Genomic DNA, 23,067 nt, shown 5'->3' on the forward strand with positions numbered 1-23,067 from the left:
TGTCGCATGCGCCTTGAACGCGCAATGCGCAGGTCTGACCGGAGCGGGAAACGGTCAAACCAAGGGCAGCGTCCATGCGGGTTCCATTGAAGCGCAGGGTTTATGAGCTTCTGGAGCAGGGGGCTGTCGGGAATTTCGCCTCGCTGCTCGTGGACCGGGTCTTGATCGCGCTCATTCTGGTCAATATCGCCTCTGTCATCCTGTCAACGGAGGCGAGCCTTTCTCGCTTGTGGGGCGGGTTGTTCGTGGGCGTGGAAATCGTCTCCGGACTGGTCTTCACGATTGAATATTTCTGCAGGCTATGGGTGGCCGATCTGCATCCGCCCTATCGCGGCATGGGGCCGCTCCGGGCGCGCCTTCTTTATGCCCGTCAGCCCTTTGCTGTCATCGATCTGGTCGCGGTTTTACCGTTCTGGCTGCCGCTTGTGGCGGGTGACCTGAGGGCGCTGGTGATCTTTCGCCTGCTGCGGTTCCTGAAACTCGCCCGCTACTCCCCGGCGTTGCGCTCGCTTGCCAGCGCGCTGGCCTCCGAGCGGCGGGCCTTGACGGCGAGTTTCGTGATCATTTTCGGGATCGTGCTGTCGGCGGCCACGGCGCTTCACGTGATCGAGGGGGCGGAGCAACCGGAAGCCTTCGGCTCCATTCCCGACAGCATCTGGTGGGCCATCGCGACGGTGACTACCGTGGGCTACGGCGACGTCGTGCCGATTACCGGCACCGGCAAGATCGTCGGCAGCGTCGTGATGCTGATGGGATACGGGCTGCTGGCGCTTCCCATCGGTATCGTGGCCAATGCCTTTGCGCGCGAAATCCACAGTCGGGAATTCGTGGTCACCTGGGGCATGGTCGCCCGCGTGCCACTGTTTGAGGATCTCAACGCCGCCGATATCGCGGAGGTGACCGGGCTTCTGCATTCGCATTCAGCAGATCGCGGCGAGATCATTTCCCGGCAGGGGGAGCCGGGCAACAGCATGTTCTTCATCGCCTCCGGTTCTGTCGAAATCCACCTCGACGATCGCGTAATCTCAATGCATGAGGGAAACTTCTTCGGTGAAATGGCGGTGTTGCACCGAACCTTGCGGTCTGCGACCGTGGTTGCCACGTCCCGTTGCCGTTTGCTGGTGCTGGACGGGGAGGACCTGCATCGCCTCATGCGGCGCAACCCGTCCATGGCAAGGCGGGTGCGGGAGGCGGCACGGGAACGCCGGGCGCAGACGGATGGCGGCGACATGGCGCCGGAGGAACTGATCGGTGGAGAGGTCCGGGAGGAGACCGGCAATAGCATGCCGGATACCCTGCAAAAGAGCACCCCGCAGCGCGATGGCGAGACCGAGTAGTGGCAAGGTCCATTTCGCGGAAGTCTCTGCATCGTTGAGCGTCTCTATCGCAGAGCGGCCATATTCCTGTGATTGCATACGTCATGGGACGAGGAGGTTGGATGGAACGATCCGGGCGGGATGGCGTTCATACCGGTAAGTTCACTAGCTCCTGCCATGTGCCGGCGGGACTGGTGCCGGGATGAAAAAGACGCAAGGCATGCGCCGACCTGACGGTGGTCGCATGCGAGTGGGCCGGTGGGAGGAACCGCTTCTCCGGTTTGCTGCGACACGGGGGCTGTAGCGTTGCTGCCTGTCGGATGGAACAGACATCTGGCCTGCGGCTGCAGACGGCCAAGACGACCTATCGACTTTGAGAGGACAGGGACATGTACAAGAAGGTTTTGATAGCTGGCGCCGCGGTCTTGATGCTTGCAGGTTGCCAGACGGACAGTCAGGGCGATCGTGCGCTTGGTGGCGCGGGCCTCGGTGCCGCGACCGGTGCGGTGATCGGCGGTGTTACCACGGGCACGGGCGGCGGTGCCGCTGTGGGCGCGGTGGCCGGTGGCGCCGCTGGCGCCATGATCGGTGCCGCCACGACGCCGAAAAACTGCTGGGCGCGCGATGCCTATGGCAACCCCTACCGGGTCGCCTGCCCGTAAGGGACATTCCAGTTCAGATGAAGAAGGCGGGCCCTGTGCCCGCCTTTTTTGTTTGCGCAATCGAATGCGGGATTGGCCTCAATCGTGTTCGGCCATGGCTTTTTGCAGGTTCTCGTCGATCTTGTCGAGGAAGCCGGTGGTCGACAGCCAGCTCTGATCAGGGCCGACGAGAAGCGCCAGATCCTTGGTCATGTATCCCGCTTCCACCGTCTCGATGCAGACGCGCTCCAGCGTGGAGGCGAACCGGGCGAGCTGGTCGTTGCCATCCAGCTTGGCGCGATGGGCGAGGCCTCGACTCCAGGCGAAAATGGAGGCGATGGAGTTGGTGGAGGTCGCCTGGCCCTGCTCGTGCTGGCGATAGTGGCGGGTGACGGTGCCGTGTGCGGCCTCGGCCTCTACCGTCTTGCCGTCCGGGCTCATCAGAACCGACGTCATGAGGCCCAGCGATCCGAAGCCCTGCGCCACGATGTCGGACTGGACGTCACCGTCATAGTTCTTGCAGGCCCAGACATAACCGCCCGACCACTTCAGCGCGGAGGCCACCATGTCGTCGATCAGGCGGTGCTCATACCAGATCCCGGCTTCGGCGAATTTCTGCTTGAACTCGGCCTCGTAGATCTCCTGGAACAGATCCTTGAAGCGCCCGTCATAGGCTTTCATGATCGTGTTCTTGGTAGACAGATAGCAAGGCACCCGGCGCTGCAGGGCGTAGTTGAAGGAGGCATGGGCGAAGTCGCGGATGGAATCGTCCAGATTGTACATTGCCACGGCGACGCCGGAAGACGGCGCGTCATAGACCTCGTGCTCGATGGTCTCCCCGTCATCGCCGACGAACTTGATGGTGAGCTTGCCCTTGCCGGGGAAGCGGAAGTCGGTGGCGCGATACTGATCCCCGAAGGCGTGACGGCCGACAATGATCGGCTGGGTCCAGCCCGGCACGAGGCGCGGCACGTTCTTGCAGATGATGGGCTCGCGGAAGATCACGCCACCGAGGATGTTGCGGATCGTGCCGTTGGGCGAGCGCCACATCTTCTTCAGCCCGAATTCCTCAACGCGCGCCTCGTCCGGCGTGATGGTGGCGCATTTCACACCGACCCCGTGCTTCTTGATGGCATTGGCGGCATCGACGGTGATCTGGTCGTCGCTCGCGTCTCGGCTTTCGATGGAGAGGTCGTAATACTCCAGGTCGATGTCGAGATAGGGGTGGATCAGCTTGTCCTTGATGAACTGCCAGATGATCCGGGTCATCTCGTCGCCGTCGAGTTCAACGACCGGGTTCGCAACCTTGATCTTCGCCATGGCCCTCATCTCCTCGCGTGTTGGGTCCGTTGCGCAGCCAGGGAGAGCCGCGCCGGTAAATCGTGTGCCGTTGTATACGATTTTTCATGCAATGCGAGCTTTTTCCAATGATGGCTATAGCAGAGCGGGCTGACGCAGGGATAGTCCGCAGCCCTGCGTGGAGCGCGTGAGGGCGGAAAGTGTCGCAAGGCGAAGGCGGGCGCGAATGAGGCCTCTGGTTGAGGGGCGGGCAGGGACGCAGGCAAGGCGCCGTTTCCAGCCATCGCAGTAATCGGCATATCCGCATATCCGCTCTAGCGCGCCGATTTATGAACAGCGGCAAGCCCGGAACCAGCCCCATTTGGCTGAAGTGGATTGATCCAGTTTAGAAAATTTGTATATTATCACATACGAATATACGGATATGAAGGGGAGAGGTCGTCATGGCCATCAGTCAACGTTCACTCGGGCGCTACCGCGAGGGGCCGCGGCCGTTCTGGCCGCCGCTCGTCGCCGGGTTCGCGCTCGGGTTCGCCCTGCTCGTGACTTTTCTTGTCTCCGGCCATGGGCTCGGCGCTTCGGGTTTCGTGACGCGTTTCGCGGTTCAGGTCAGCGACTGGGTCGCGCCGCAGGCTACAGCCGACAATTCCTATTTCGGCCCCTTCATGGCGGCGGGCGCTCCGCTTGTCTCATGGATCACGTGGGAATCGATCGGTGTGCTGATCGGCGCTTTCATCGGTGCGCGCACGGCGGGGCGCACCAGCATTCAGGTTGAGCGTGGCCCGCAGGCCTCGCGCATGCAGCGTTTCGTTCTGGCCTTTGTCGGCGGTGCGCTGACCGGTTTCGGTGCGCGTCTGGCGCGGGGATGCACGTCGGGCCTCGGCCTTTCCGGCGGTGCGACGCTGGCGGTTGCGGGCTTCGTGTTCCTCGCCGGCTTTTTCATCGCGGGCTTTGTGGTCTCCATGCTGGCACGGAGGGTCTGGCAATGAGCATTCCCTTCTATGACGGCGGCGTCGCCAGCGGTCTGCTGGCCGGTCTCCTCTTCGGTCTGGCGCTGGAAGGGGCGGGCTTCGGCTCGCCGCGCAAACTGACGGGCCAGTTCTCCTTGAAGGACTTTTCGGTCTTCAAGGTGATGTTCACCGCCGTTCTGGTGGCGGCCATCGGGCTCTATCTGCTGCGCGTCGCGGGCGTGATCGCGGACAATTCGGTCTATGTGCCGACGTTGTTCTTCTGGGCCATGGCCGGGGGCGGCTTGCTGATCGGTGCGGGCTTTGCGCTGGGCGGCTATTGCCCGGGCACCTCGCTCGTGGGCATCGGGTCAGGCCGCATCGATGCGGTGGTCTTTTTTGCCGGAATGGTCGCCGGGACGGCGTTCTTTGCGACCGTTTTCGATCCGCTGACCAATTTCTATTTCGCGGCTCAGGGGCCGGAGGGCGAGCGGCTCACCGACCTGACCGGCCTGCCGGAATGGCTCATTCTGGCCGCCCTCGTGGTCATCGCGGTGATTGGCTACACGCTGGGCTCCAAGCTTGAGCGCGCCCGTGGCGGCCCCTTCACGGCCGAAGAGGTCTGCACTCCGCTCGATGAACAAACACAATCCGTCAAGACACACGGTCAGGCCTTGAACGCCTGAACCGAGGAGGAAAATTCAATGTCCATGAAGTCCCGCAAGAGCCTGCTGTCGGCAGCCCTCGTTCCCGTCACCGCCGTCATGGTGAGCGCAGCGGCGCCGGCAGCCCATGCACAGCCAAAAAACCCTTGCGCCCCGGCGCTGGTGAACCCTTGCGCCCCGGCTGCCCGCCCGTCCAATCCATGCGCGCCTGCCATGAAGCCGATGGCGAACCCCTGTGCGCCGGCGGCTGCAAAACCTGCCGCCGCCACGGAGGCCGCCCTTCCGAAAGACCCCTACGACACCACGACAAAGTTCACGCAGGCGCCCTATGGCGACAAGATGCCGGGCATCGTGAAGAACTACCTGCGCGCCACGCCCTATATCGGGACCGGCGGTGTGATCGATCAGGCGAGCATGGGGGTGCTGGCCGCACTTGGCTTCAAGACCGTGCTGAACCTCAACACCGCGGAGGAAGGCGCGACGGCGGAAGGTCCGCTCGTGGAGCAGGCCGGGATGGCCTATATCAACGTTGCGGTGCCGACCTCTGCTCCCACGCCTGAGCAGGTCGCCGAGATTTCGGCGATCCTGAACGACGCCACCAAGTACCCGATCCTGATGCATTGCGAGTCATCGAACCGCGTCGGCGCGACCTGGGCGCTTTACCGGGCCGCGTCAGGCGTTCCGGCACAGATCGCCGTTCAGGAAGGCCGCACGGTCGGAATGAAGACCAGCCGCGAGAAGGCGGTGCGCGAACAACTGGGGCTTCCCCCGCTCTGATCCGTCAGGCTTGACGATGTCATGACGCGGTGAGGCCGGGGGAGAGCGAACGATCCCCCGGCCCCCTGTTTTCAAAGGTGCTTCACGCTGAACCAAAGCGATCAGCCGCTGTCGCCGCAGGATGCGGGGCAGGTGACCTTTCGCGGCACGCCGACGGGCATTAGCATGGGGGCACGGGCGCATGGCAGGGACGGGGGGAGGCCCCATGGCGAGGTGCTATCATGGCGAGTGCTGAAATGATCACCCGGGAACGGCATGGCGCGGCCCTGCCGGATTTTGCGCGCCTGTCGCGCGAACAGCTTGAGGCCATGCACGATGCCGCGGCCACCGTGCTTGAATGCGAGCATGTGCTGGCCAAGTCGGGCAGCAATGTCGTTCTGGAGGTTCTGCGCGATCAGGGGGATTTCCTCATCTGGGAAAGCTATCCCAAAGGCGACGTGCAGGACCCTGAAACGCACAGCCAGTATTTCTATCATTCCCACACGCCCGAAGAGATGCTGGACGGGGAGAATGGCCATTTTCATCTTTTCGTGCGCCCGGCGGAAATCCTGCCGGACATCGAGCCGTGGGACCTGCCGGGAGCTTTCGTGCCGGACGAGCCGGAGGCGCGCTTCGTGCATCTGGCGGCGATCAGCGTGGACGGCACAGGGTGGCCCTTGCGCATCTTCACCACCAATCGTTGGGTGACCAACGAGACGCTTTACCAGGCGGACGACGTGATCGGTCTTCTCGACCATTTCCGCATCGCTCTGGCGCACCCCAACTGGGCGGTGAACCAGTGGCTCAATGCGATGGTCGTTCTGTTCCGACCCCAGATCGAGGCATTGATCCGGCAGCGCGATGACACGCTCCAAGCTTGGGCGGCACAGCATCCCGACAGTGAGGTGCTGGAAGACCGCGATTTGCAGAACACCAGCGAGGTGAGGATCGACACCGTGGCGCAGATAAGCGGGCTGGAAAAGGCGCTGGGGTTCTAGGTCCGCAAGGCGCGCTGTCAATCGCCGTGCGTCGTGAGGCGACCGTCCTCCAGATGGAGCGTCCTGTTGGGCGCGAGGGAGGTTGCGAAGGCCTTGTCGTGGCTGATGACCAGCAATGCGCCATCATAAGCCTCAAGGGCTGCTTCCAGTGCCGCGATACCGTCCAGGTCTAGGTGATTGGTCGGCTCATCGAGCAGCAGCAATTGGGGCGGCGGCGTGGCCCCCAACGTGCAGGCGAGGCCTGCGCGCAGGCGTTCTCCCCCGCTCAACGATCCGGCCTGTCTGAGGGCGTCGTCGGCGCGAAAACCAAAGCGCGCCAGCGCCGCGTGGGCCATATGTGCATCGGTGGATGGGTGCAGGCGCAGGAAATTCTCCCGCAGGCTTTCCATCGCGGTGAGCAGTCCGACATGCTGATCCAGCAAGGCATGGGGAACAGGCAGGTCGATCCGGCCCCGGTGCGGCGTCAGCTGGTTCATGATCAGTTTGAACAGCGTTGTCTTGCCGCTGCCATTCGCGCCGGTGACGAGGACGCGCTGTGGCCCGGTGATCGTGAACGAGAGGTCGCGGATAACCGGAGCATCGCGATCGTAGCCGCCGCTCACGTCTTCAAGTCGCAACACGGTCTTTCCGGCGGCGAGACCGGTCGAGGGGATGGTCATGTTGAGGGGCTGGTGTATTTCCAGCTTTTCACGGGCCACGGACAGGGTTTCGTCGGCGGCCTTCAACCGGCTTTCGCGCAGACGGATATCGGCCGCGCCTGAGGCTTCGGACCGGGCCTTTGCGGCGTCCATCAGCATTTTCGGCTGATCGCCTTTGGCGCGGCTTTTGCGTCCGGCGCTGTTCTTGCGGGCCTTGCGTTCGGCTGCCTGCTGCGCCCGGCGTGCGGCTTCGCCCTTCGCCTTTTCGGCGTGCGCCACACCTCGTTCCGCCGCTTCCAGTTCAATCTCCTTCCTTTGACGGAACGCGCTGTAGTTTCCGCCATGAAGGCTTGCGCCGAGGGATGTCAGTTCGACGATCGCGTCCATTTCCTCCAGCAATTCGCGGTCGTGGCTCACGATGATCGCACCGCCCGTCCATTGACGGATAATGTCGATGACAGCCTGTCGTCCGGCCCGGTCGAGATTGTTGGTCGGTTCGTCCAGCAGAAGAAAATCAGGCTCGGCCACCAGAAGTCCGGCGAGCGATGCACGGTTGCGTTGGCCGCCGGAAAGGTGGGCCAGGGGCGTTTGCGGTGGGCATGAAAGCCCGCAGCGCAAAAGCGCGGCTTCGATGCGCGACGGCAACAACCAATCGGCCTGCGCCAGATCCTCAATGGTGGCGATCCCCGCCTCGGCGCGCTCAAGGAGCGCCAGCGCGGGGCTTGCGCCCATGAGGTCCGCGATCGTGTCGCTTGCCCGCACCATCGCCTCCTGCCGCACCATGGCAAACGTCCCCGATCTGCGGATCTGGCCGGAGGTCGGGGGCAGCTCACCTGAGATCAGGCGCAGGAGCGTGCTCTTTCCGACCCCGTTACGCCCGACAAGGCCGGTACGTGCGGGGCCGAAGCTCAAATTGAGATCGGTGAAAAGCGGTGTGCCGTCAGGTGTGGACCAGGACAGGTCGGACAGGACAATGGATGCTTGCATAGGACATGAACTCTCGCGGCAGGGAAGGCGTGGTGAATGCGGCGAGGGTCTTGATCATGTCGAATGCGTCTCCTGTCGTGATGCACCTGAAGGTAGGTGCGGTCTCATGATGTGGCAAGGGCCAGGGCGAGGGCCAGGGCTGGGGGGGAGGGGCGGCCGTGGCCGCCCCCTTTTCTTTTCAGGGGTCACAGTTCCCGGAAGTCCGGCCCCTTGAAGCAACGCACCGGATTGCCGCGCTCCACCTGCTTATGCAGCAGATTTTCCGACATGCGTCGTTGCTTTGCCTCGGCTGCTTGCGCGAAATAGAGGCGTGCGGCGAGGCGTTCCAGCGCCATCTGCTTGTTGCGGTGCTGGGAGCGTTCGTCCTTGGCGATGACCGAAACGCCGCTCGGCACATGCGTCAGACGCACCGCGCTGTCGGTGGTGTTCTGGTGCTGGCCACCCGGCCCTCCGGCCCGAAAGGTCTCGAAGCGGAGATCGTTGCGGTCGATTTCGTCGGGAAAATCCGCCCCGGTCTCCACCGCGAAGACACCAATGAACCAGTTCTGGCGCTTGTGGTGGGGCCGGAAGGGGCTGGGCGCGGTCCAGCGAACCGTCCCCAGCCAGCGCGCGGCAAAGCTCTCCGCCTTTTTGCCCGCAACGGTCACCAAAGCAGAGGAGAGATCGTTATCGGGGGCCGTGCTCAGGGTCTGGTCATCGGGCAGGGCAACGGAGATCGCAAGGCCCATGCGGGTTGCTTCGCGTTCCATCAGCCGGAGGCAGCGCGCCACTGCCAGGCGGCATTCGCGCGGCCCGTCACCACTCGTCACCAGAAGCCGCAACTTCTTGTCGTTGCTCATGGCCGCAGCCTCCTTTCCCGGCGGCGCTGGTCGCCGCGCTGCCGATCCCTTTCCTTCCTTTGCGTACCCTCGGGGGAGGACTTCTTGAAAGTCACCAGCGGGGTCAGTGTTGCGAGTGGGACCGCAAGCCCGGCCTGTGCCAGATCGTCGACGACCTGTTGCGGGTTCTTGTAGGCCGAGGGCGCTTCCTCGATCAGCAGGGTGCGGTCGTCACAGATCACCACGCCGCCCGATGCGTTTCGGGTCAGCTTTTCCCGGTCCGAACGGGTCTGCCCGACGCGTCCGGCCATCGACTTGCGATCATATTTGCGACCCGACCCATGCGAGAGCGTGGAAAGCGCCTCGTTACGCCCCGGCAGGGGGCGCAGGAGGAAGCTTGGCGTGTCGCGTGAGCCCGCAAGCGGAACCAGCGGCATGTCCGCCTTGGCCGCGCCCTTTCGATGGAGGAAGGCGTCTCCGCGCAGCTCGATCAAATTGTGGGGCGCATCGCAGATCAGCCGACACCGCGTACGCAAGGCCGTGGCGGCCCGCTCCGCAATGATCGCCCGGTTGAGCGCGGCCCAGACACGTGCATCGTCATGTGCCTTGAGATAGGCAAGGGACTTTTCGCATGTGCCGTCAAAACCGCGTCCGGCCTCCTGCACGGTGTTGAAAACCGCCGCGCCCAGCGAGCGGGAGCCCGAATGGACCAGCAGAAGGGCACTGTCGCGCGTAAGGCCCGCCGCGAGGGCCTCACGGTCGTCGATGGCTTCAACGCCCTGCAATTCGCAGAAGTGGTTGCCGCCGCCAATCGTGCCCAGTGCGTCGGGCTGGAGGTCGGGCGCAAGGCCCGCCGCCTCAAGGCGCGCGGACGCGTCGCCGTCCCAGACGCCTTCCAGGGCTCTCAGTTTCTCCGCCGCCTTGTCGAGCCGCAGCTTGCGGACCGGAACGTCCAGCACGAAAAGCGACATGCCGCAGCCGATGTCTGTTCCGACAAGATGCGGGTAGAGGCGGGTGGAGAGAATGGCGCTGCCGACCGGGCCGTAAGTGCCGGGGTGAAGATCGGGAAATGCCGCGACCTGCTTGACGCCTTCAAGGCGCGACACCTGCCGCAACTGTTCAACCGCCGCCCCTTCGATCCAGGTGGAGGCGGAATAGAATGTATGGATGGAAGCCCCGCCGGGGTCTGCCGGCGAGCCATCCGATAAAGGATTGCCCATGTGGGATGCCTTTGAATACGAGAATGGGTCGGGAGCAGGGTGTCCCTGTCCCGCACATCCTGGCCTGGCCGCTAACGCGGTCTAGCTCAGGTGGGCTGCCCTCTTGGGCAAGCGGCGCGCGAACTTCATTTGCGGCTTCCCGTATTCAAATCAAAAGCGATAGCCGGGTATCGGCGGGGGATAGATGCGTCCTCTGGACAGAGAGTGCAACCCCGATCCATCCAGATTGTGCAAGTGGGATACACCTGTTGCCAAAAAACAATAGGGGCGGCCACTGGCCGCCCCCTTGTTCGTTTCGTCGGTGAAGGCCGCTGCCGTCAGCCGATGATGCCGTTCAGTGTGGTGCTCGGGCGCATGGCGGCGGCAACCTTGGCGTCTTCGCCGTGGTAGTAGCCGCCCAGATCGACCGGGGAGCCCTGGGCTGCCTTGAGTTCGGCCAGAATGGTCACCTCATTGTCGGCAAGCGCGCGGGCGACGGGCTTGAAATGCGCCTGCAACTCCGCGTCCTTGTCCTGCTCGGTCAGAGCCTCGGCCCAGTATTTCGCCAGGTAGAAGTGGCTGCCGCGGTTGTCGAGTTCCCCGACCTTGCGGCGCGGCGAGCGGTCTTTGTCGAGCAATGTGGCAATCGCTGCATCGAGCGTATCCGCCAGAACCTGCGCCTTGTCGTTGCCGGTGGTCTGAGCGAGATGCTCCAGCGAGGCACCAAGTGCGCAGAACTCACCCAGTGAATCCCAGCGCAGGTGGCCTTCCTCGACAAGCTGCTGCACATGCTTGGGCGCGGAACCGCCAGCCCCCGTCTCGAACAGGCCGCCACCGGCCATCAGCGGCACGATGGAAAGCATCTTGGCCGAGGTGCCGACCTCAAGGATCGGGAAGAGGTCGGTCAGGTAGTCGCGCAGCACGTTGCCGGTGATGGAGATTGTGTCCTCACCCTTGGCGAGACGCTCCACGGAAACCCTGGCCGCCGCTTCCGGGGCCATGATCTTCAGGTCGAGACCGGTCAGATCGTGCTCCGGCAGATAGGCGTCCACCTTCTTGATGAGCTGGGCATCGTGGGCGCGCTTCTTGTCGAGCCAGAAGATGCCCGGCATGCCGGACAGGCGCGCGCGGGTCACGCCGAGCTTCACCCAGTCGCGGATCGGGGCGTCCTTGGTCCGGCACATGCGCCAGATGTCGCCTTCCTCAACCGTGTGCTCCATCAGCGTGGTGCCCGCCGCATCGACGACGCGGATCGTGCCATCGGCGGGAGCCTTGAAGGTCTGCGGATGGGAGCCGTATTCCTCCGCCTTCTGGGCCATCAGGCCGACATTCGGCACAGTGCCCATCTTGGCCGGATCGAGCGCGCCGTTCTCCTTGCAGTGATCGATCACCGCCTGATAGACGCCCGCATAGGAGCTGTCGGGGATCACGCACTTGGTATCGTGTTCCTTGCCGTCCGGGCCCCAGCCCTTGCCGCCGGCGCGGATGAGAGCCGGCATGGAAGCATCAACGATGACGTCGGACGAGACGTGCAGGTTGGTGATGCCCTTGTCGGAGTTCACCATGTACATGTCCGGGCCGTCATCCAGTGCTGCCTTGATGGCCGCCTCGATGGGCTCCTTCTTGTCGGCGGGCAGGGCCGCGACCTTGGCCAGCATGTCGGCAAGGCCGTAATCGGCATCAACGCCCGCTTCCTTGAGATCGGCGCCGTATTTTTCGAAGACCGGCGCAAGGAAGGCCTTCACCACATGGCCGAAGATGATCGGGTCGGAGACCTTCATCATCGTCGCCTTGAGGTGGACGGAGAAGAGGACGCCCTGCTGCTTGGCCTCAGTGATCTGTTCCTTGAGGAACTTCGACAGCGCCTTGGCACTCATGAAGGTGCCGTCGATGACGTCGCCGTCTTCAATGGCGAAATCGCTCTTGAGCGGGGTCACCGCCCCGTCCTTGGCGACAAATTCGATCTTGGCCTTGCCCGCGGAGGCGGCCTGAACGGTCAGCGACTTTTCATTGGCGAAGAAGTCGTCCTTGCCCATCGTGGCGACGTGGGTCTTGGAGGTCTCCGACCATGCGCCCATGGAGTGGGGGTGCTTCTTGGCATAGGCCTTCACGGCATTGGGCGCGCGGCGGTCGGAATTGCCTTCGCGCAGCACCGGGTTCACCGCAGAGCCCTTGATGGCGTCGTACTTCGCGCGGACGGCCTTTTCCTCATCGCTTTCCGGGTTTTCCGGGTAGGCGGGGATCTTGTAGCCTTGCGCGTTCAGTTCCTTGATGCAGGCATGGAGCTGCGAAACGGATGCGGAGATGTTCGGCAGCTTGATGACGTTGGCTTCCGGTTCCTTCACCAGTGCGCCGAGCGCGGCCAGGTCGTCCGACTGCTTCTGGGCGTTGGTCAGGTATTCCGGGAAGGTCGCCAGAATGCGGCCGGCCAGCGAGATGTCCATGGTCCCGACCGTGATGCCGGCCTGGCTCGTGAAAGAACGGATGATCGGCAGGAGCGAGGCGCTTGCGAGCTGCGGGGCTTCGTCGACCTTGGTGTAGATGATGTCGGGGCGTCCGGTGTCTGCCATGTTTTAAAGGTTCCTGAGAAGTGGATCTGAGGCTTCGCGATCTGGAAGGTAGGGAGGGCGCGGCATAAGCCAAGGGCTTGCTGTTGCCTGTCGTTGGGGACGGCACTGTGCTGGCGCTTGTTCTGTCTGATCTCCCCCACCGCCATGGCCGCCGGTAAAAGGCGGCCTTTCTGGACCGAGGGTGTTTTATTCATTGGCGCGCCGCCACGCAACTGTTGCCAGCGTGACAAGTGCATAAGACGTCGCACCCCTCAACGTATCGGGGCGAGAGCCTTGCGCTATCGGCCGGGTTGGCGGAATTCGTCGGCGATCCGCCTGAAGGCGCCAGGAAAAACAGGCGTAGCCCACGTCTTCGCGGTGCATAACCCGGCATTGTCCCACTTCCCATGCTCCCCCGGTTGAGCTAAATCCGTGGCCCATGTCACACGCATCTGAAAACACCACCGGTGAAGCCGGGGGCGGGGCGCAGACCGCGCCGTCGTCTCTCATCCTGCCGCCCGCCGTCATTCTGTGCGAACCGCAGCTTGGCGAGAACATCGGCACAGCGGCCCGCGCCATGGCGAATTTCGGCCTTCGCGACCTGCGTATCGTCAATCCGCGCGACGGATGGCCCAACGGGCGCGCCAATGCCGCCGCCAGCCGGGCCGATCACGTCATCAGTGCGGTGAAGGTCTTTGATCGGGTGGAGGATGCGGTCGCCGATCTGCATTTCATCTTCGCCACCACCGCGCGGTCGCGCGAGATCCCCAAGCCGGTGCGCGGACCGGACGAGGCGGCGGTGACACTGGTGCAGCACGGATCGCAGGGGCTCGCCACGGGCATCCTGTTCGGGCGCGAACGCTGGGGCCTCAACAACGAGGAAGTGGCGCTTTCCGACGAGATCGTCACCCTGCCGATCGATCCGACCTATGCCTCGCTCAATCTCGCGCAGGCAGTGCTGGTTCTTGCCTATGAATGGCGCAAGCTTGCCACGGGCGGCGCGCTGCCTTTCCGCGAAATCGAGGGGGCTCCGGCAACCCGCGAAGAGCTGATCCGGCTGTTCGATCACCTGGAAGGGGCGCTGGAGACAGCGAATTATTTCCGCACCGAGGACAAGAAGCCCGCCATGGTGCGCGCGCTTCGCAATATCCTGCACAAGGCCGCCTTGAGCGAACAGGATGTGCGCACCTTGCGTGGCGTCGTGGCAGCTCTTGAGGGGCGCAAACCCCGCGCCTCCAAGATAAAAGGCCCGGCGGTGACGCCCAAGGGCTCGCTTCTTGGCGGGGTAAAACCGGAGGCCGCGCCGACGCCCGCCGACGCTGAAGAGGAATGAGCGACGACGCGATGCCCGGTCAGAAGAAGAGCCGCCCGGTCCTGATCTTCGATTCCGGCATTGGCGGGCTCTCGGTGATGCGACATGTCAGGGCGCAGGAGCCGCAACTCGATCTTGTCTATGTGGCCGATCATGCAGGCTTTTCCTATAGCGACTGGGAAGAGGCGGCACTGGTCGGTCATGTGGTCGAGCTGATGGGGGAGCTGATTGCGAGGCACGATCCGCGTGCGGTGGTCATCGCCTGCAACACGGCCTCCACCCTCGTCTTGCCCGCACTGCGCGAACAGTTCCGTGTGCCGTTCGTGGGCACGGTTCCGGCAATCAAGCCCGCGGCGGCTGCCACGCGCTCGGGGCTCGTTTCCGTGCTTGCGACGCCCGGCACGGTGCGGCGCGACTACACGTTCGAGCTGATCCGGCAGTTTGCACCGCAAATCGCCATCACACTTGTGGGGGCTCAGGGGCTGTCGCATCTGGCGGAACTGGCGCTTGCGGGCGAGCCGGTGTCTGATGGCGACGTGATGCGGGAGATCGCGCCGGTCTTCGTGGACCGCGATGGCGTGCGCACCGATACGGTCGTGCTCGCCTGCACCCATTACCCGTTCCTGCAAGCCGCCTTCGAGCGCATCGCGCCATGGCCGGTCTCATGGATCGATCCGGCGCCTGCCATCGCCCGGCGGCTTTCCACGCTCATCATGGACGGGCCGCAAGGGCGCGGTTCCACGGTATATTTTTCCACCCGTCCGCCTGCCACGTTTCCTTCCTGTTTCGACGCAGAAGGCCGGTGGGAACAGGCCTGAACGGCATCGCCGTGTTTTTGCAGTGCAGCGAATGGGGCTTGACTTTCAGGCGGGCATACCGACATAAGGCACCATCGTTACCGCGTCGCCCCGGCAGTATGATGCTGCTTTCACGTGAAGGGGATAGTCGCGGACCGCGCATTGGGTGCGGTGTCCGGCGATCGACGCGAGCGGTTCCTCCCAACTGACGAACTGCATTTATCAAGCCGCTCAGCGGCCCGCGCTGTGTTGCGCGTGGCTTGCACTTGGGCGGGAAAACCGAAAGTACATCTTTGACCCAATTCAGTGATCTCGCACTCAGCGCCCCCATTTTGAAAGCGCTGGCCGACGAGAACTACACTTCGCCCACGCCGATCCAGGCTCAGGCGATCCCTCTCGTGCTTGGCGGGCGTGACCTGCTTGGCATCGCCCAGACCGGCACCGGCAAGACCGCAGCTTTCGGGCTGCCGCTTCTTGAGCTGCTTTCCAAGCGCCATGTCCGGCTGACCCCGCGCTCCACCCGCGCACTGATCCTCGTCCCGACCCGCGAACTCGCCCAGCAGGTGGCCGACAATCTGTCTGTCTATGGCAAGAACCTGCGCCTGCGCACCTCCGTCGTCGTCGGCGGTGTGTCGATCGGCGGGCAGATCCGTCGCCTTTCCGGCGGCACCGACATTCTTGTGGCGACACCGGGCCGTCTTCTCGACCTGATCGACCAGAAGGCCGTCACCATCAGCGCTATCGAAACGCTGGTGCTCGACGAGGCCGATCAGATGCTCGATCTCGGCTTCATCCACGACCTACGCCGCATCACCAGGCTGGTGCCGAAAGAGCGTCAGACGCTGTTCTTCTCCGCGACCATGCCGAAGCAGATCGCGGAACTGGCCGCCGATTACCTGAATGATCCGCTGCAAGTCTCCGTGACCCCCGTGGCGACCACGGCGGAAAAGGTCGAGCAGCGGGTTATCTTCCTCGACAAGGGCGCCAAGACCGCGCGTCTGCGTGATCTGCTCGGCAACAATGATGTGGAACGCGCCATTGTCTTTACCCGCACCAAGCACGGCGCTGACCGCGTCGTGCGCGATCTGGGCCGCTCCGGCCTCGAAGCGGCTGCGATCCACGGCAACAAGAGCCAGAGCCAGCGTCAGCGGGCTCTGGGCGCTTTCCGCGATGGCGGCTTGCGCGTTCTTGTCGCCACCGACATTGCGGCGCGCGGTATCGACGTGGACGGCATCTCGCATGTCGTGAATTACGAGCTGCCGAACGTGCCGGAGACCTATGTCCACCGCATCGGGCGCACCGCGCGTGCCGGGGCGACGGGCATTGCGATCTCGCTTTGCATGCCGGAAGAGCGGCCGTTCCTGCGTGATATCGAGCGCCTGACCAAGCGTCCGCTGGACCTGATGCCGGGCGAGGATCCGGAGACGGATCCGCGCGGCAAACCGGGCAGCGAGCGCGGCGGGGCGCAAAAGCAGGCGCGTGGCGGCAACCGTAACCGTCCCCGCAATTCCGAGCGTCGTGATGGCGATGCGCCGCGTCAGGCGCGGGGCGAAGGTGGCCAGCGTCGCGACCGGAATCAGGATCGGAATCAGGCGCGCGATCAGGATCGCGAGTTCGAACCGCGCCGCGAGCGCAGTGCGGCTCCGCAGCGTGATCGCGACAATGGTGCGCGTCGCGAGCGAGACGGCGAGCAGGTTCGCGGCGAAGGCGCGCCGAAGCGTTTCGGCAAGTCCAACGGGCGTGGCGGAAAAGCCGGCGGGCACAATGGCAATGCCCAGAACGCCGCCGGTCGTGTGCGCAAACCGCACCGCAAGGGCAGCGGGCCCAATACCCATCAGGGTCATGGCGAAGGTCGTGGCGAGGCTCGCAGCGAAGGCGGACCGGTGCGCTTCGGCGCCTGACGGGGCGCTTTTGTGTCGATACCGCCGCTCCGAGGTTTGACACGGGCGGCGCATTCGACTAGATCAACGCGCGTCCATGCGGGTCCAACAGGGCCCGCGTGGCGTTTCACGCACCCGCGGGACGCGGCAAACGCTTTGCCGACGTTCCTGTCAGTGTCGCAGATCTTTACCGGTTCACACCGTTCTGAGCGGCACAGAGGAGGGCGCGTGTCCTTACAAACAGACAAAACCAAGGACCACGCGAATGTCCAAGCGTCAGAGCTCGAAGTATAAAATTGATCGCCGTATGGGCGAGAACATCTGGGGTCGTCCGAAGAGCCCGGCTAACCGTCGTGAATATGGCCCCGGCCAGCACGGCCAGCGCCGCAAGGGCAAGCTCTCCGACTTCGGCGTGCAGCTGCGCGCCAAGCAGAAGCTCAAGGGCTACTATGGCAACATTTCCGAGAAGCAGTTCCACAAGATCTACGTTGAGGCAGCGCGCCTGAAGGGCGACACCTCCGAGAACCTGATCGGCCTGCTGGAGCGTCGTCTCGACGCGATCGTCTACCGCGCCAAGTTCGTTCCGACGGTCTTCGCCGCGCGTCAGTTCGTCAACCACGGCCACGTCAAGGTCAACGGTCGTCGCGTGACGATCCCGTCCTACCGCGTGCGTCCGGGCGACGTCATCGAGGTCCGCGAGAAGTCCCGCGAGCTGGCCATCGTTCTGGAAGCCGTGCAGTCCAACGAGCGCGACGTGCCGGAATACATCGTGGCCGACCACTCCAAGATGACCGCCACCTTCACCCGCGCCCCGGCTTTCGCCGACGTGCCGTACCCGGTGATGATGGAACCGAACCTGGTCGTCGAATTCTACTCGCGCTAAGCGATCGGGATTTCGCAAACGCTTACGAAAGGCCGCCTTCGGGCGGCCTTTTTTATGCTCTGATGGCATCGATGGTGCGAACGCGCCCGTTGACGTCTCTTGTCGCATCCGCCCGTTTTGTGGCGTTGTATTTCATCGTCTCTAATTTTATTTCATTGTTATAAATATCAAAAAAGAAAATCCTTCATAACCGAAGGTTAAACGATTATTAATTAACATGGCATATCTGTTCCCGTCGCGTGATGCCCGCCAAGCGATCTTGAAATATGGAGAGGCTACAGGGTGGAGGATCCGATCATTTCGCTCTGTCAGACCGATCCAGGCACCGCCACAACGGTATGCGAAGAGGCGCGGCTCGCCCATCTGGCGGCATACGATGTCATCGACACGGGGCCTGAAGACGAGTTCGATCGCCTGGTGCGGATGGTTCGAGCCACGTTGAATGCGCCCGTCGCTCTCCTGTCCTTTATCGATTCCGACCGTGTGTTCTTCAAATCCGAGATCGGATTTCAAAATGGTCCGATCCCGCGTCAGGGTGCGTTCTGCGACCAGACGATCCGGCAGGACCAGCCGTTTCTGATCCGCGATACGCTTCAGGATTCCCGTTTTGCGGACTATTCCTTCGTGCAGGGGGCCCCTCATGTGCGCGCCTATGCCGGGGCGCCCCTGATCGCTGGCGACGGGATCCGCCTGGGTGCCATCGCCGTATGCGATATACGGCCGCGAGACTTTAGCGAAAGCGAAATCCAGTCATTGGTGGATCTCTCGCGGGTGGCGGTGGATGAGCTCAGCCTGCGCCGGTCCAAGCGTGAGGCGGAGGTCGCGCGCAAGCAGTTGCGTGCCGCCATCGAGGCCATTCCCGACGGGTTCATGCTGTTTGACGAGGAAGACCGGCTTGTGCTGTTCAACCGTCGCATCAAGGAGATCTATCCGCCGAATGCGACGAAGCTCCAGTTGGGGGTGAGCTATGAGGAGATCATTCGGGAAACGGTGATGCTTGGCTGGTATCCGGACGCGATCGGGCGTGAGGAAGAGGTCATTCAAAGGGCTCTTGCCTATCACCGCGATCCGAAAGGCGTGGTCGAGCAACCGACCGCCAACGGGGGCTGGCTTCGGGTGAGCAACACGCGGACGGCAACGGGCGAGACGGTTGCGTTCCGCGTCGACATCAGCGAACTCAAGCAACGCGAACAGGACCTGTTCTTGCTGGCGACACGTGACGCCCTGACCGGGTTGCTGTCGCGCGGTTCCATTCTCAAGGAGCTGGATCACGAGATCGAGCGCAGCGAGCGTTATGGGACGCGCAGCTCAATCCTTATCGTCGATGCCGACCACTTCAAGCAGATCAATGACAAGTGCGGGCATCTGGCCGGAGATGACGTGCTCAAGGAACTCGCCGTGCGCATGGCGTCGACGCTTCGGGACGTGGATCGGATCGGACGGCTGGGCGGCGAGGAATTCATCGTGATCCTGCCCGATACCGGAATTGCCGGGGCGGTGCAGACCGCCGAGCGCCTGCGCCAGGCAGTCGAGACCCTGGTCGTTCCGGCCCGGGAAAGCCAGCGCGCAAAAGAATACTTGCGTGTCACGGTCTCGATCGGCGTCGCCGAATTGCGCGCCGGAGAGAGTTCGGAAGGCATCTATGCGCGTGCTGACAACTGCCTCTACGCGGCCAAGACCGCCGGTCGCAATCGTATCGAGTGCGATTGCGAGCTTGAGGGGTGGGATGCGCATTTGCAGATGAAATTGTGAGACGGGGCTGAGGCTCCTGTTGCGGGGCTGATGTCTTGCGTCAATTTTCATGATGTAAAAGAAGGCATTCCGACGCTGGATACTCATGCGTATTATTTCATATACTGACATTGCCTGTAGTTATAATGAAAAGAATCTTGTATTTGATGGGGTGTTGGTAAGAACAAATTGACGGACCCTTAATCAGTAAAGATTACATGTTTGGCAGTTTTGAAACGGGAGGGCTGCCTGACGGTGGCGCGCGCGTGGAGTTGCAGGGGGAGCTGATGGCGTTTCCCGATATTCGAAAGAGGTCGGGGCTGATCATCTTAGCCGCCCTAGTGTTGGCCTGGGTTTGTGCTGCTGTGCTTTTTCCGCGTCCTGCGCAGGCCAAGGACAGGCCACACGTCGTCTTCATCAATCCCGGCGCCACGGGCGAGATATTCTGGAGCCTTGTCTGTCAGACCATGCGGGCGGCTGCGGATCAGCTTGACATCGACCTTGTCATCGAGACGGCGGAGCGGGACCGCGGGCGGATGAGGCAGCTCGCGCTTTCCCACCTCGACGTGACCGACAAGCCGGATGTGCTCGTTCTCGTCAATGAGGAGCAGGCAGGCGCCTCCTTGCTGGAAGCGGCGCATGCCCATGGGGTGAACGTGTTGATGTTGATCAACGACGTGGTCGTGCCAGAGAGCAAGCGGGCGGGCAAACCGGGCACAAGGCTGGGCAACTGGATCGGGTCTCTTGTCTATAACAGCCGCGCCATGGGGCAGCGCCTTGCGCGCGCTCTGGGAGCTTTTGCGGAGCGCAACGGCCTGGGTGCATCGGGGGGCGGCGACGTCAAGGAAACGAAGCGTCCGCTTGTCGCGTTGTTTGGCGACGCCATCACTCCAGGCTCCATAGAACGCAATAGCGGGCTGCACGAAGTTGTTGCGGGGGGTGAATATGGTTTGGTGGTCGACCATGAGCTGATGGCCTACTGGAACAAGTCGAAGGCGCAGACCCTTATGGGCCGGGCACTGGCGCATTATGCGCGCGCAGGGACGCCGCGCCCGGTCGGTGTCTGGGCGGCCAATGCGGCGATGGCGATGGGAGCGATTGCCGCATTGCGTGAGGCTGGCATGGAGCCTGGCGTGGATATTGGCGTCGCAGCGGCGAACTGGTCGCCCGATGCCCTCAACGCGGTCGAAAACGGCTCGATGGAGGTGATCGAAGGCGGGCAGTACTTCAGCGGCGCCTGGGCAATGGTGCTTCTGCGTGACTATTTCGACGGAGGCGGTATCGCTGTCGACAGGCAACAGGTCTTGGTCGAGATGTCGTCGATTGATGCAGGGAATATATCGACTTTCAGAAAGACAATTGGTGCTATCATTGAGCGCCGGTCTTTTGAGGATATTGACTATTCGGCGTTTCTTGTCGGGCCGGATGGCGATGCTGCCGACTATGACTTCAGCCTCGACGCTCTGATGAACGTCGTCGGTACAGATTTGAGGACGCCTGGTTGATGCCCTCAATTTTCAGCCGAATGCGCCGACGCAGTTTGCGCGCCCTGATCTGGTACCGCCGTCGCCGGCAACGCAGCTTCGCGTTCCGCTTCTACACCACGCTCATTCCCGCCATCGTGATCGTCAATCTGATTGTTGGCGGCATCCTGGCCTATCGCGGGGTGGAGAAGGCACACACCGAAATGGAAATCGCGCGCGCCGATCTGATCGAGGCGGTTGTCTTTGCCAGCGGCCAACCGTTGAACGATTTCGAATACGCGCACCTGGAACGGCTGTTGCGCAACTTTCTGCATCCGGGATCGATCGAAGCGATCTGGATAACGGATGACACCGGTTACGAGGTGGCTCGTGCGGGCAACCTCAAGGCCGAGGGGATCGAGGGGGTGGTGGAAGCCCCGATCAAGCATCGCAAGGCGAATGTCACGGCCGATGTCGGAACGCTGCACGTCGCCTTCTCGAATGTGAACATAAATGCGGTCGGTGTCTGGGTTCTCATGCACAGCCTGTTGCTGACGCTGGCGACAACGGTAATGGCCCTGATCATCACCGGGCGTCTGACCCAGAAGGACGTGATCCGGCCGCTTCGAGACCTCACGCAGGCAATCACACGCACACGCCGCGACGGGACACGCCATCGGGTCGATTACAAGACCGAGGGCGAGTTCGGCTTCGTCATAGAGGGGTTCAACGCCATGCAGGCGCGGCTGGATCGCGACGAGCAGGCGTTGCTGATCATCAATTCCAAGTTGCGACGTGCGGCAAGCGTGGACAATCTGACTGGCTTGCTCAACCGGGACGGGTTTGAACAGGCCGCGGAAGCGGCGCTTAATCACGCGAAGGCGGACAACGTCGGCGTGTTGTTGATGTTCATCGATCTCGACCGCTTCAAGTCGATCAACGACACGTTCGGCCATGCGGTGGGCGACGAGGTGCTGCGCACCGTCGGGAACCGGCTGGCTTCCAGCGCCCCGCTTGGGGCGCTTGTCGCTCGTTTGAGCGGTGATGAATTCGTTCTCCTGCTCACTGGAGAAACCGTTGCCGCGCAATCGCCGACCCTGACAAAGACGCTTCATCGTGAAATTGGACGCGCACTGGATATCGAGGGCCACATGATCCGGCCGATCGGCTCCATCGGCTACGTCGCCACGTCGGAGGACTATTCCTTGTCCTCGCTGATGATGAAGGCCGATACGGCCATGTATGAGATGAAGCACTCCGCGGAGCTGATGCCGGCGGCTTACACGCCCCATATGGGAACGCGGACGCAGGAGCGCATTTCTGCCGAGCAGGTGGTCACGGAAGGCTTTTTCGGAGAGCATTTCGCATTGGTCGTCCAACCGATCGTGGACCTGAAAAGCCGCCTGCCGATTGGCGGCGAAGTCCTTTTGCGTCTCAACCATCCCGTCGTGGGGGCTTTGTCGCCGGACGCGTTCATTCCGGTGGCGGAGGATTGCGGATTGATGCCCGAGCTTGGGTTGCAGGTCATTGACGAGGCGCTGGACGCCTTGAAGGTTCTGCAATCGGTCGATGCCACACGGCACTTCTATCTTTCGATCAATGTCTCCAGTGTGCAGCTTTCCAATGCCTTTCTCACGCAGTTGCGCCAGCTCTTCGCGCGCCACAAGGCCGACACCCGATATGTCGTGCTGGAGCTGACCGAGAGCGTGGCGTTGAATGCCGATGGCAAGCACGGGGAGATCATCCGCGCCATTCAGGACATGGGCATTCGTGTTGCGCTGGATGATTTCGGGACCGGCTATTCCTCGCTGACCTATCTGAAGATGCTTCAGCCGGACATCATCAAGATCGATCGCAGCTTCGTTCAGGCGGGCAGCCTGTCGCGCGAGCTGGCCGGAGAGAAGCACCTGCGCTATCGGCTTGGCGCACTTGGCGACGCAATCGCACAGATTTGCGAGGACCTGAACCTGCCGATGGTCGGCGAGGGGATCGAGACGGAAGAAGAGCTTTCCTACTGTCTGCGCTCCGGTATCGCTTATGGTCAGGGCTATCTGTTTGCCCGGCCCATGTCGCTTGCCGATTTCGTGGCGTGGAGTTGCGAGCAGGTGGCGCCAACACGGCATGGCGCGCTCGCGGAAGCCAAGAAGGGATGCCGATAGCGCGCGCCAAGCCCGTCTGTCTGGCGAAG

The 23,067-nt window shown here is 62.8% G+C and carries 18 protein-coding genes; 13 read left to right on the top strand and 5 right to left on the bottom strand.

Annotation, left to right across the window (positions count from 1 at the left end):
- The first annotated feature begins 74 nt into the window (after window positions 1–74).
- Both ABGM93_RS00985 and ABGM93_RS00990 read left to right on the top strand, forming a co-directional pair.
- A complete protein-coding gene (locus tag ABGM93_RS00985) occupies window positions 75–1,337 on the top strand; it encodes a cyclic nucleotide-gated ion channel (RefSeq protein WP_321502629.1) in 1,263 nt (420 codons plus the stop codon).
- 368 nt (window positions 1,338–1,705) lie between these two features.
- Window positions 1,706–1,978: a glycine zipper domain-containing protein gene (locus tag ABGM93_RS00990; protein ID WP_319773022.1), complete on the top strand. Its 273-nt coding sequence runs from the start codon at window positions 1,706–1,708 to the stop codon at window positions 1,976–1,978.
- A 78-nt stretch (window positions 1,979–2,056) separates the two neighbouring features.
- Here ABGM93_RS00990 and ABGM93_RS00995 read toward each other — a convergent pair whose 3' ends face one another.
- A complete protein-coding gene (locus tag ABGM93_RS00995; protein ID WP_321502631.1) occupies window positions 2,057–3,277 on the bottom strand; it encodes an NADP-dependent isocitrate dehydrogenase in 1,221 nt (406 codons plus the stop codon).
- A 422-nt stretch (window positions 3,278–3,699) separates the two neighbouring features.
- On the opposite strand from ABGM93_RS00995, the gene ABGM93_RS01000 reads away from it, so the two are divergent.
- The 4 genes from ABGM93_RS01000 (at window position 3,700) to ABGM93_RS01015 (ending at window position 6,622) form a co-directional block, all read left to right on the top strand.
- Window positions 3,700–4,245 (top strand): YeeE/YedE thiosulfate transporter family protein, encoded by a 546-nt coding sequence (locus ABGM93_RS01000; RefSeq protein ID WP_321502634.1) that lies wholly within the window; start codon window positions 3,700–3,702, stop codon window positions 4,243–4,245.
- Complete coding sequence (locus ABGM93_RS01005; RefSeq protein ID WP_321502636.1) at window positions 4,242–4,889, top strand: DUF6691 family protein; 648 nt, start codon at window positions 4,242–4,244, stop codon at window positions 4,887–4,889. The genes ABGM93_RS01000 and ABGM93_RS01005 overlap by 4 nt, the downstream gene beginning before the upstream one ends.
- Window positions 4,890–4,907: 18 nt before the next feature.
- A complete protein-coding gene (locus ABGM93_RS01010) occupies window positions 4,908–5,645 on the top strand; it encodes a sulfur transferase domain-containing protein (RefSeq protein ID WP_321502638.1) in 738 nt (245 codons plus the stop codon).
- 221 nt (window positions 5,646–5,866) lie between these two features.
- Window positions 5,867–6,622 carry a hypothetical protein gene (locus tag ABGM93_RS01015; RefSeq protein ID WP_321502640.1) on the top strand — a complete coding sequence of 252 codons (756 nt, stop codon included), beginning with the start codon at window positions 5,867–5,869 and terminating at the stop codon, window positions 6,620–6,622.
- 17 nt (window positions 6,623–6,639) lie between these two features.
- Here ABGM93_RS01015 and ABGM93_RS01020 read toward each other — a convergent pair whose 3' ends face one another.
- From ABGM93_RS01020 to ABGM93_RS01035, 4 genes are all read right to left on the bottom strand, one after another.
- Window positions 6,640–8,247, bottom strand: coding sequence for an ABC-F family ATP-binding cassette domain-containing protein (locus tag ABGM93_RS01020; protein WP_321502642.1), 1,608 nt, complete (start codon window positions 8,245–8,247; stop codon window positions 6,640–6,642).
- A gap of 185 nt (window positions 8,248–8,432) precedes the next feature.
- Entirely contained in the window at window positions 8,433–9,086 is a 654-nt protein-coding gene (gene prfH / locus ABGM93_RS01025; RefSeq protein ID WP_321502644.1) for a peptide chain release factor H, read from the bottom strand.
- Window positions 9,083–10,285, bottom strand: coding sequence for an RNA ligase RtcB family protein (locus tag ABGM93_RS01030; RefSeq protein ID WP_321502646.1), 1,203 nt, complete (start codon window positions 10,283–10,285; stop codon window positions 9,083–9,085). The genes prfH and ABGM93_RS01030 overlap by 4 nt, the downstream gene beginning before the upstream one ends.
- A 317-nt stretch (window positions 10,286–10,602) precedes the next feature.
- Window positions 10,603–12,834: an NADP-dependent isocitrate dehydrogenase gene (locus tag ABGM93_RS01035; protein ID WP_321502647.1), complete on the bottom strand. Its 2,232-nt coding sequence runs from the start codon at window positions 12,832–12,834 to the stop codon at window positions 10,603–10,605.
- A 418-nt stretch (window positions 12,835–13,252) separates the two neighbouring features.
- Between ABGM93_RS01035 and ABGM93_RS01040 the strand changes: the two genes are divergently transcribed.
- The 7 genes from ABGM93_RS01040 (at window position 13,253) to ABGM93_RS01070 (ending at window position 23,038) form a co-directional block, all read left to right on the top strand.
- Complete coding sequence (locus ABGM93_RS01040) at window positions 13,253–14,146, top strand: RNA methyltransferase (protein WP_321502649.1); 894 nt, start codon at window positions 13,253–13,255, stop codon at window positions 14,144–14,146.
- Window positions 14,143–14,943, top strand: a complete 801-nt coding sequence (gene murI / locus ABGM93_RS01045) for a glutamate racemase (RefSeq protein WP_321502651.1) — start codon at window positions 14,143–14,145, stop codon at window positions 14,941–14,943. The genes ABGM93_RS01040 and murI overlap by 4 nt, the downstream gene beginning before the upstream one ends.
- A 272-nt stretch (window positions 14,944–15,215) precedes the next feature.
- Window positions 15,216–16,823, top strand: coding sequence for a DEAD/DEAH box helicase (locus tag ABGM93_RS01050; RefSeq protein WP_321502653.1), 1,608 nt, complete (start codon window positions 15,216–15,218; stop codon window positions 16,821–16,823).
- A gap of 244 nt (window positions 16,824–17,067) precedes the next feature.
- Window positions 17,068–17,685: a 30S ribosomal protein S4 gene (gene rpsD, locus ABGM93_RS01055; protein WP_321502655.1), complete on the top strand. Its 618-nt coding sequence runs from the start codon at window positions 17,068–17,070 to the stop codon at window positions 17,683–17,685.
- A gap of 282 nt (window positions 17,686–17,967) precedes the next feature.
- Window positions 17,968–19,437: a diguanylate cyclase gene (locus ABGM93_RS01060; protein ID WP_321502657.1), complete on the top strand. Its 1,470-nt coding sequence runs from the start codon at window positions 17,968–17,970 to the stop codon at window positions 19,435–19,437.
- 197 nt (window positions 19,438–19,634) lie between these two features.
- The gene (locus tag ABGM93_RS01065; RefSeq protein ID WP_321502659.1) at window positions 19,635–20,921 is read left to right on the top strand and encodes a substrate-binding domain-containing protein; all 1,287 of its coding nucleotides are present in this window, start codon (window positions 19,635–19,637) and stop codon (window positions 20,919–20,921) included.
- Window positions 20,921–23,038 (top strand): EAL domain-containing protein, encoded by a 2,118-nt coding sequence (locus ABGM93_RS01070; RefSeq protein WP_321502662.1) that lies wholly within the window; start codon window positions 20,921–20,923, stop codon window positions 23,036–23,038. The genes ABGM93_RS01065 and ABGM93_RS01070 overlap by 1 nt, the downstream gene beginning before the upstream one ends.
- Window positions 23,039–23,067: the final 29 nt, after the last annotated feature.

This window comes from Breoghania sp. (assembly GCF_963674635.1).
Taxonomy (GTDB): domain Bacteria; phylum Pseudomonadota; class Alphaproteobacteria; order Rhizobiales; family Stappiaceae; genus Breoghania.

Coding starts and splice junctions, on each gene's coding strand:
- ABGM93_RS00985 (WP_321502629.1), top strand. CDS start 75: ATGCGGGTTCCATTGAAGCGCAGGGTTTATGAGCTTCTGGAGCAGGGG.
- ABGM93_RS00990 (WP_319773022.1), top strand. CDS start 1,706: ATGTACAAGAAGGTTTTGATAGCTGGCGCCGCGGTCTTGATGCTTGCA.
- ABGM93_RS00995 (WP_321502631.1), bottom strand. CDS start 3,277: ATGGCGAAGATCAAGGTTGCGAACCCGGTCGTTGAACTCGACGGCGAC.
- ABGM93_RS01000 (WP_321502634.1), top strand. CDS start 3,700: ATGGCCATCAGTCAACGTTCACTCGGGCGCTACCGCGAGGGGCCGCGG.
- ABGM93_RS01005 (WP_321502636.1), top strand. CDS start 4,242: ATGAGCATTCCCTTCTATGACGGCGGCGTCGCCAGCGGTCTGCTGGCC.
- ABGM93_RS01010 (WP_321502638.1), top strand. CDS start 4,908: ATGTCCATGAAGTCCCGCAAGAGCCTGCTGTCGGCAGCCCTCGTTCCC.
- ABGM93_RS01015 (WP_321502640.1), top strand. CDS start 5,867: ATGGCGAGTGCTGAAATGATCACCCGGGAACGGCATGGCGCGGCCCTG.
- ABGM93_RS01020 (WP_321502642.1), bottom strand. CDS start 8,247: ATGCAAGCATCCATTGTCCTGTCCGACCTGTCCTGGTCCACACCTGAC.
- prfH (WP_321502644.1), bottom strand. CDS start 9,086: ATGAGCAACGACAAGAAGTTGCGGCTTCTGGTGACGAGTGGTGACGGG.
- ABGM93_RS01030 (WP_321502646.1), bottom strand. CDS start 10,285: ATGGGCAATCCTTTATCGGATGGCTCGCCGGCAGACCCCGGCGGGGCT.
- ABGM93_RS01035 (WP_321502647.1), bottom strand. CDS start 12,834: ATGGCAGACACCGGACGCCCCGACATCATCTACACCAAGGTCGACGAA.
- ABGM93_RS01040 (WP_321502649.1), top strand. CDS start 13,253: ATGTCACACGCATCTGAAAACACCACCGGTGAAGCCGGGGGCGGGGCG.
- murI (WP_321502651.1), top strand. CDS start 14,143: ATGAGCGACGACGCGATGCCCGGTCAGAAGAAGAGCCGCCCGGTCCTG.
- rpsD (WP_321502655.1), top strand. CDS start 17,068: ATGTCCAAGCGTCAGAGCTCGAAGTATAAAATTGATCGCCGTATGGGC.
- ABGM93_RS01065 (WP_321502659.1), top strand. CDS start 19,635: ATGTTTGGCAGTTTTGAAACGGGAGGGCTGCCTGACGGTGGCGCGCGC.
- ABGM93_RS01070 (WP_321502662.1), top strand. CDS start 20,921: ATGCCCTCAATTTTCAGCCGAATGCGCCGACGCAGTTTGCGCGCCCTG.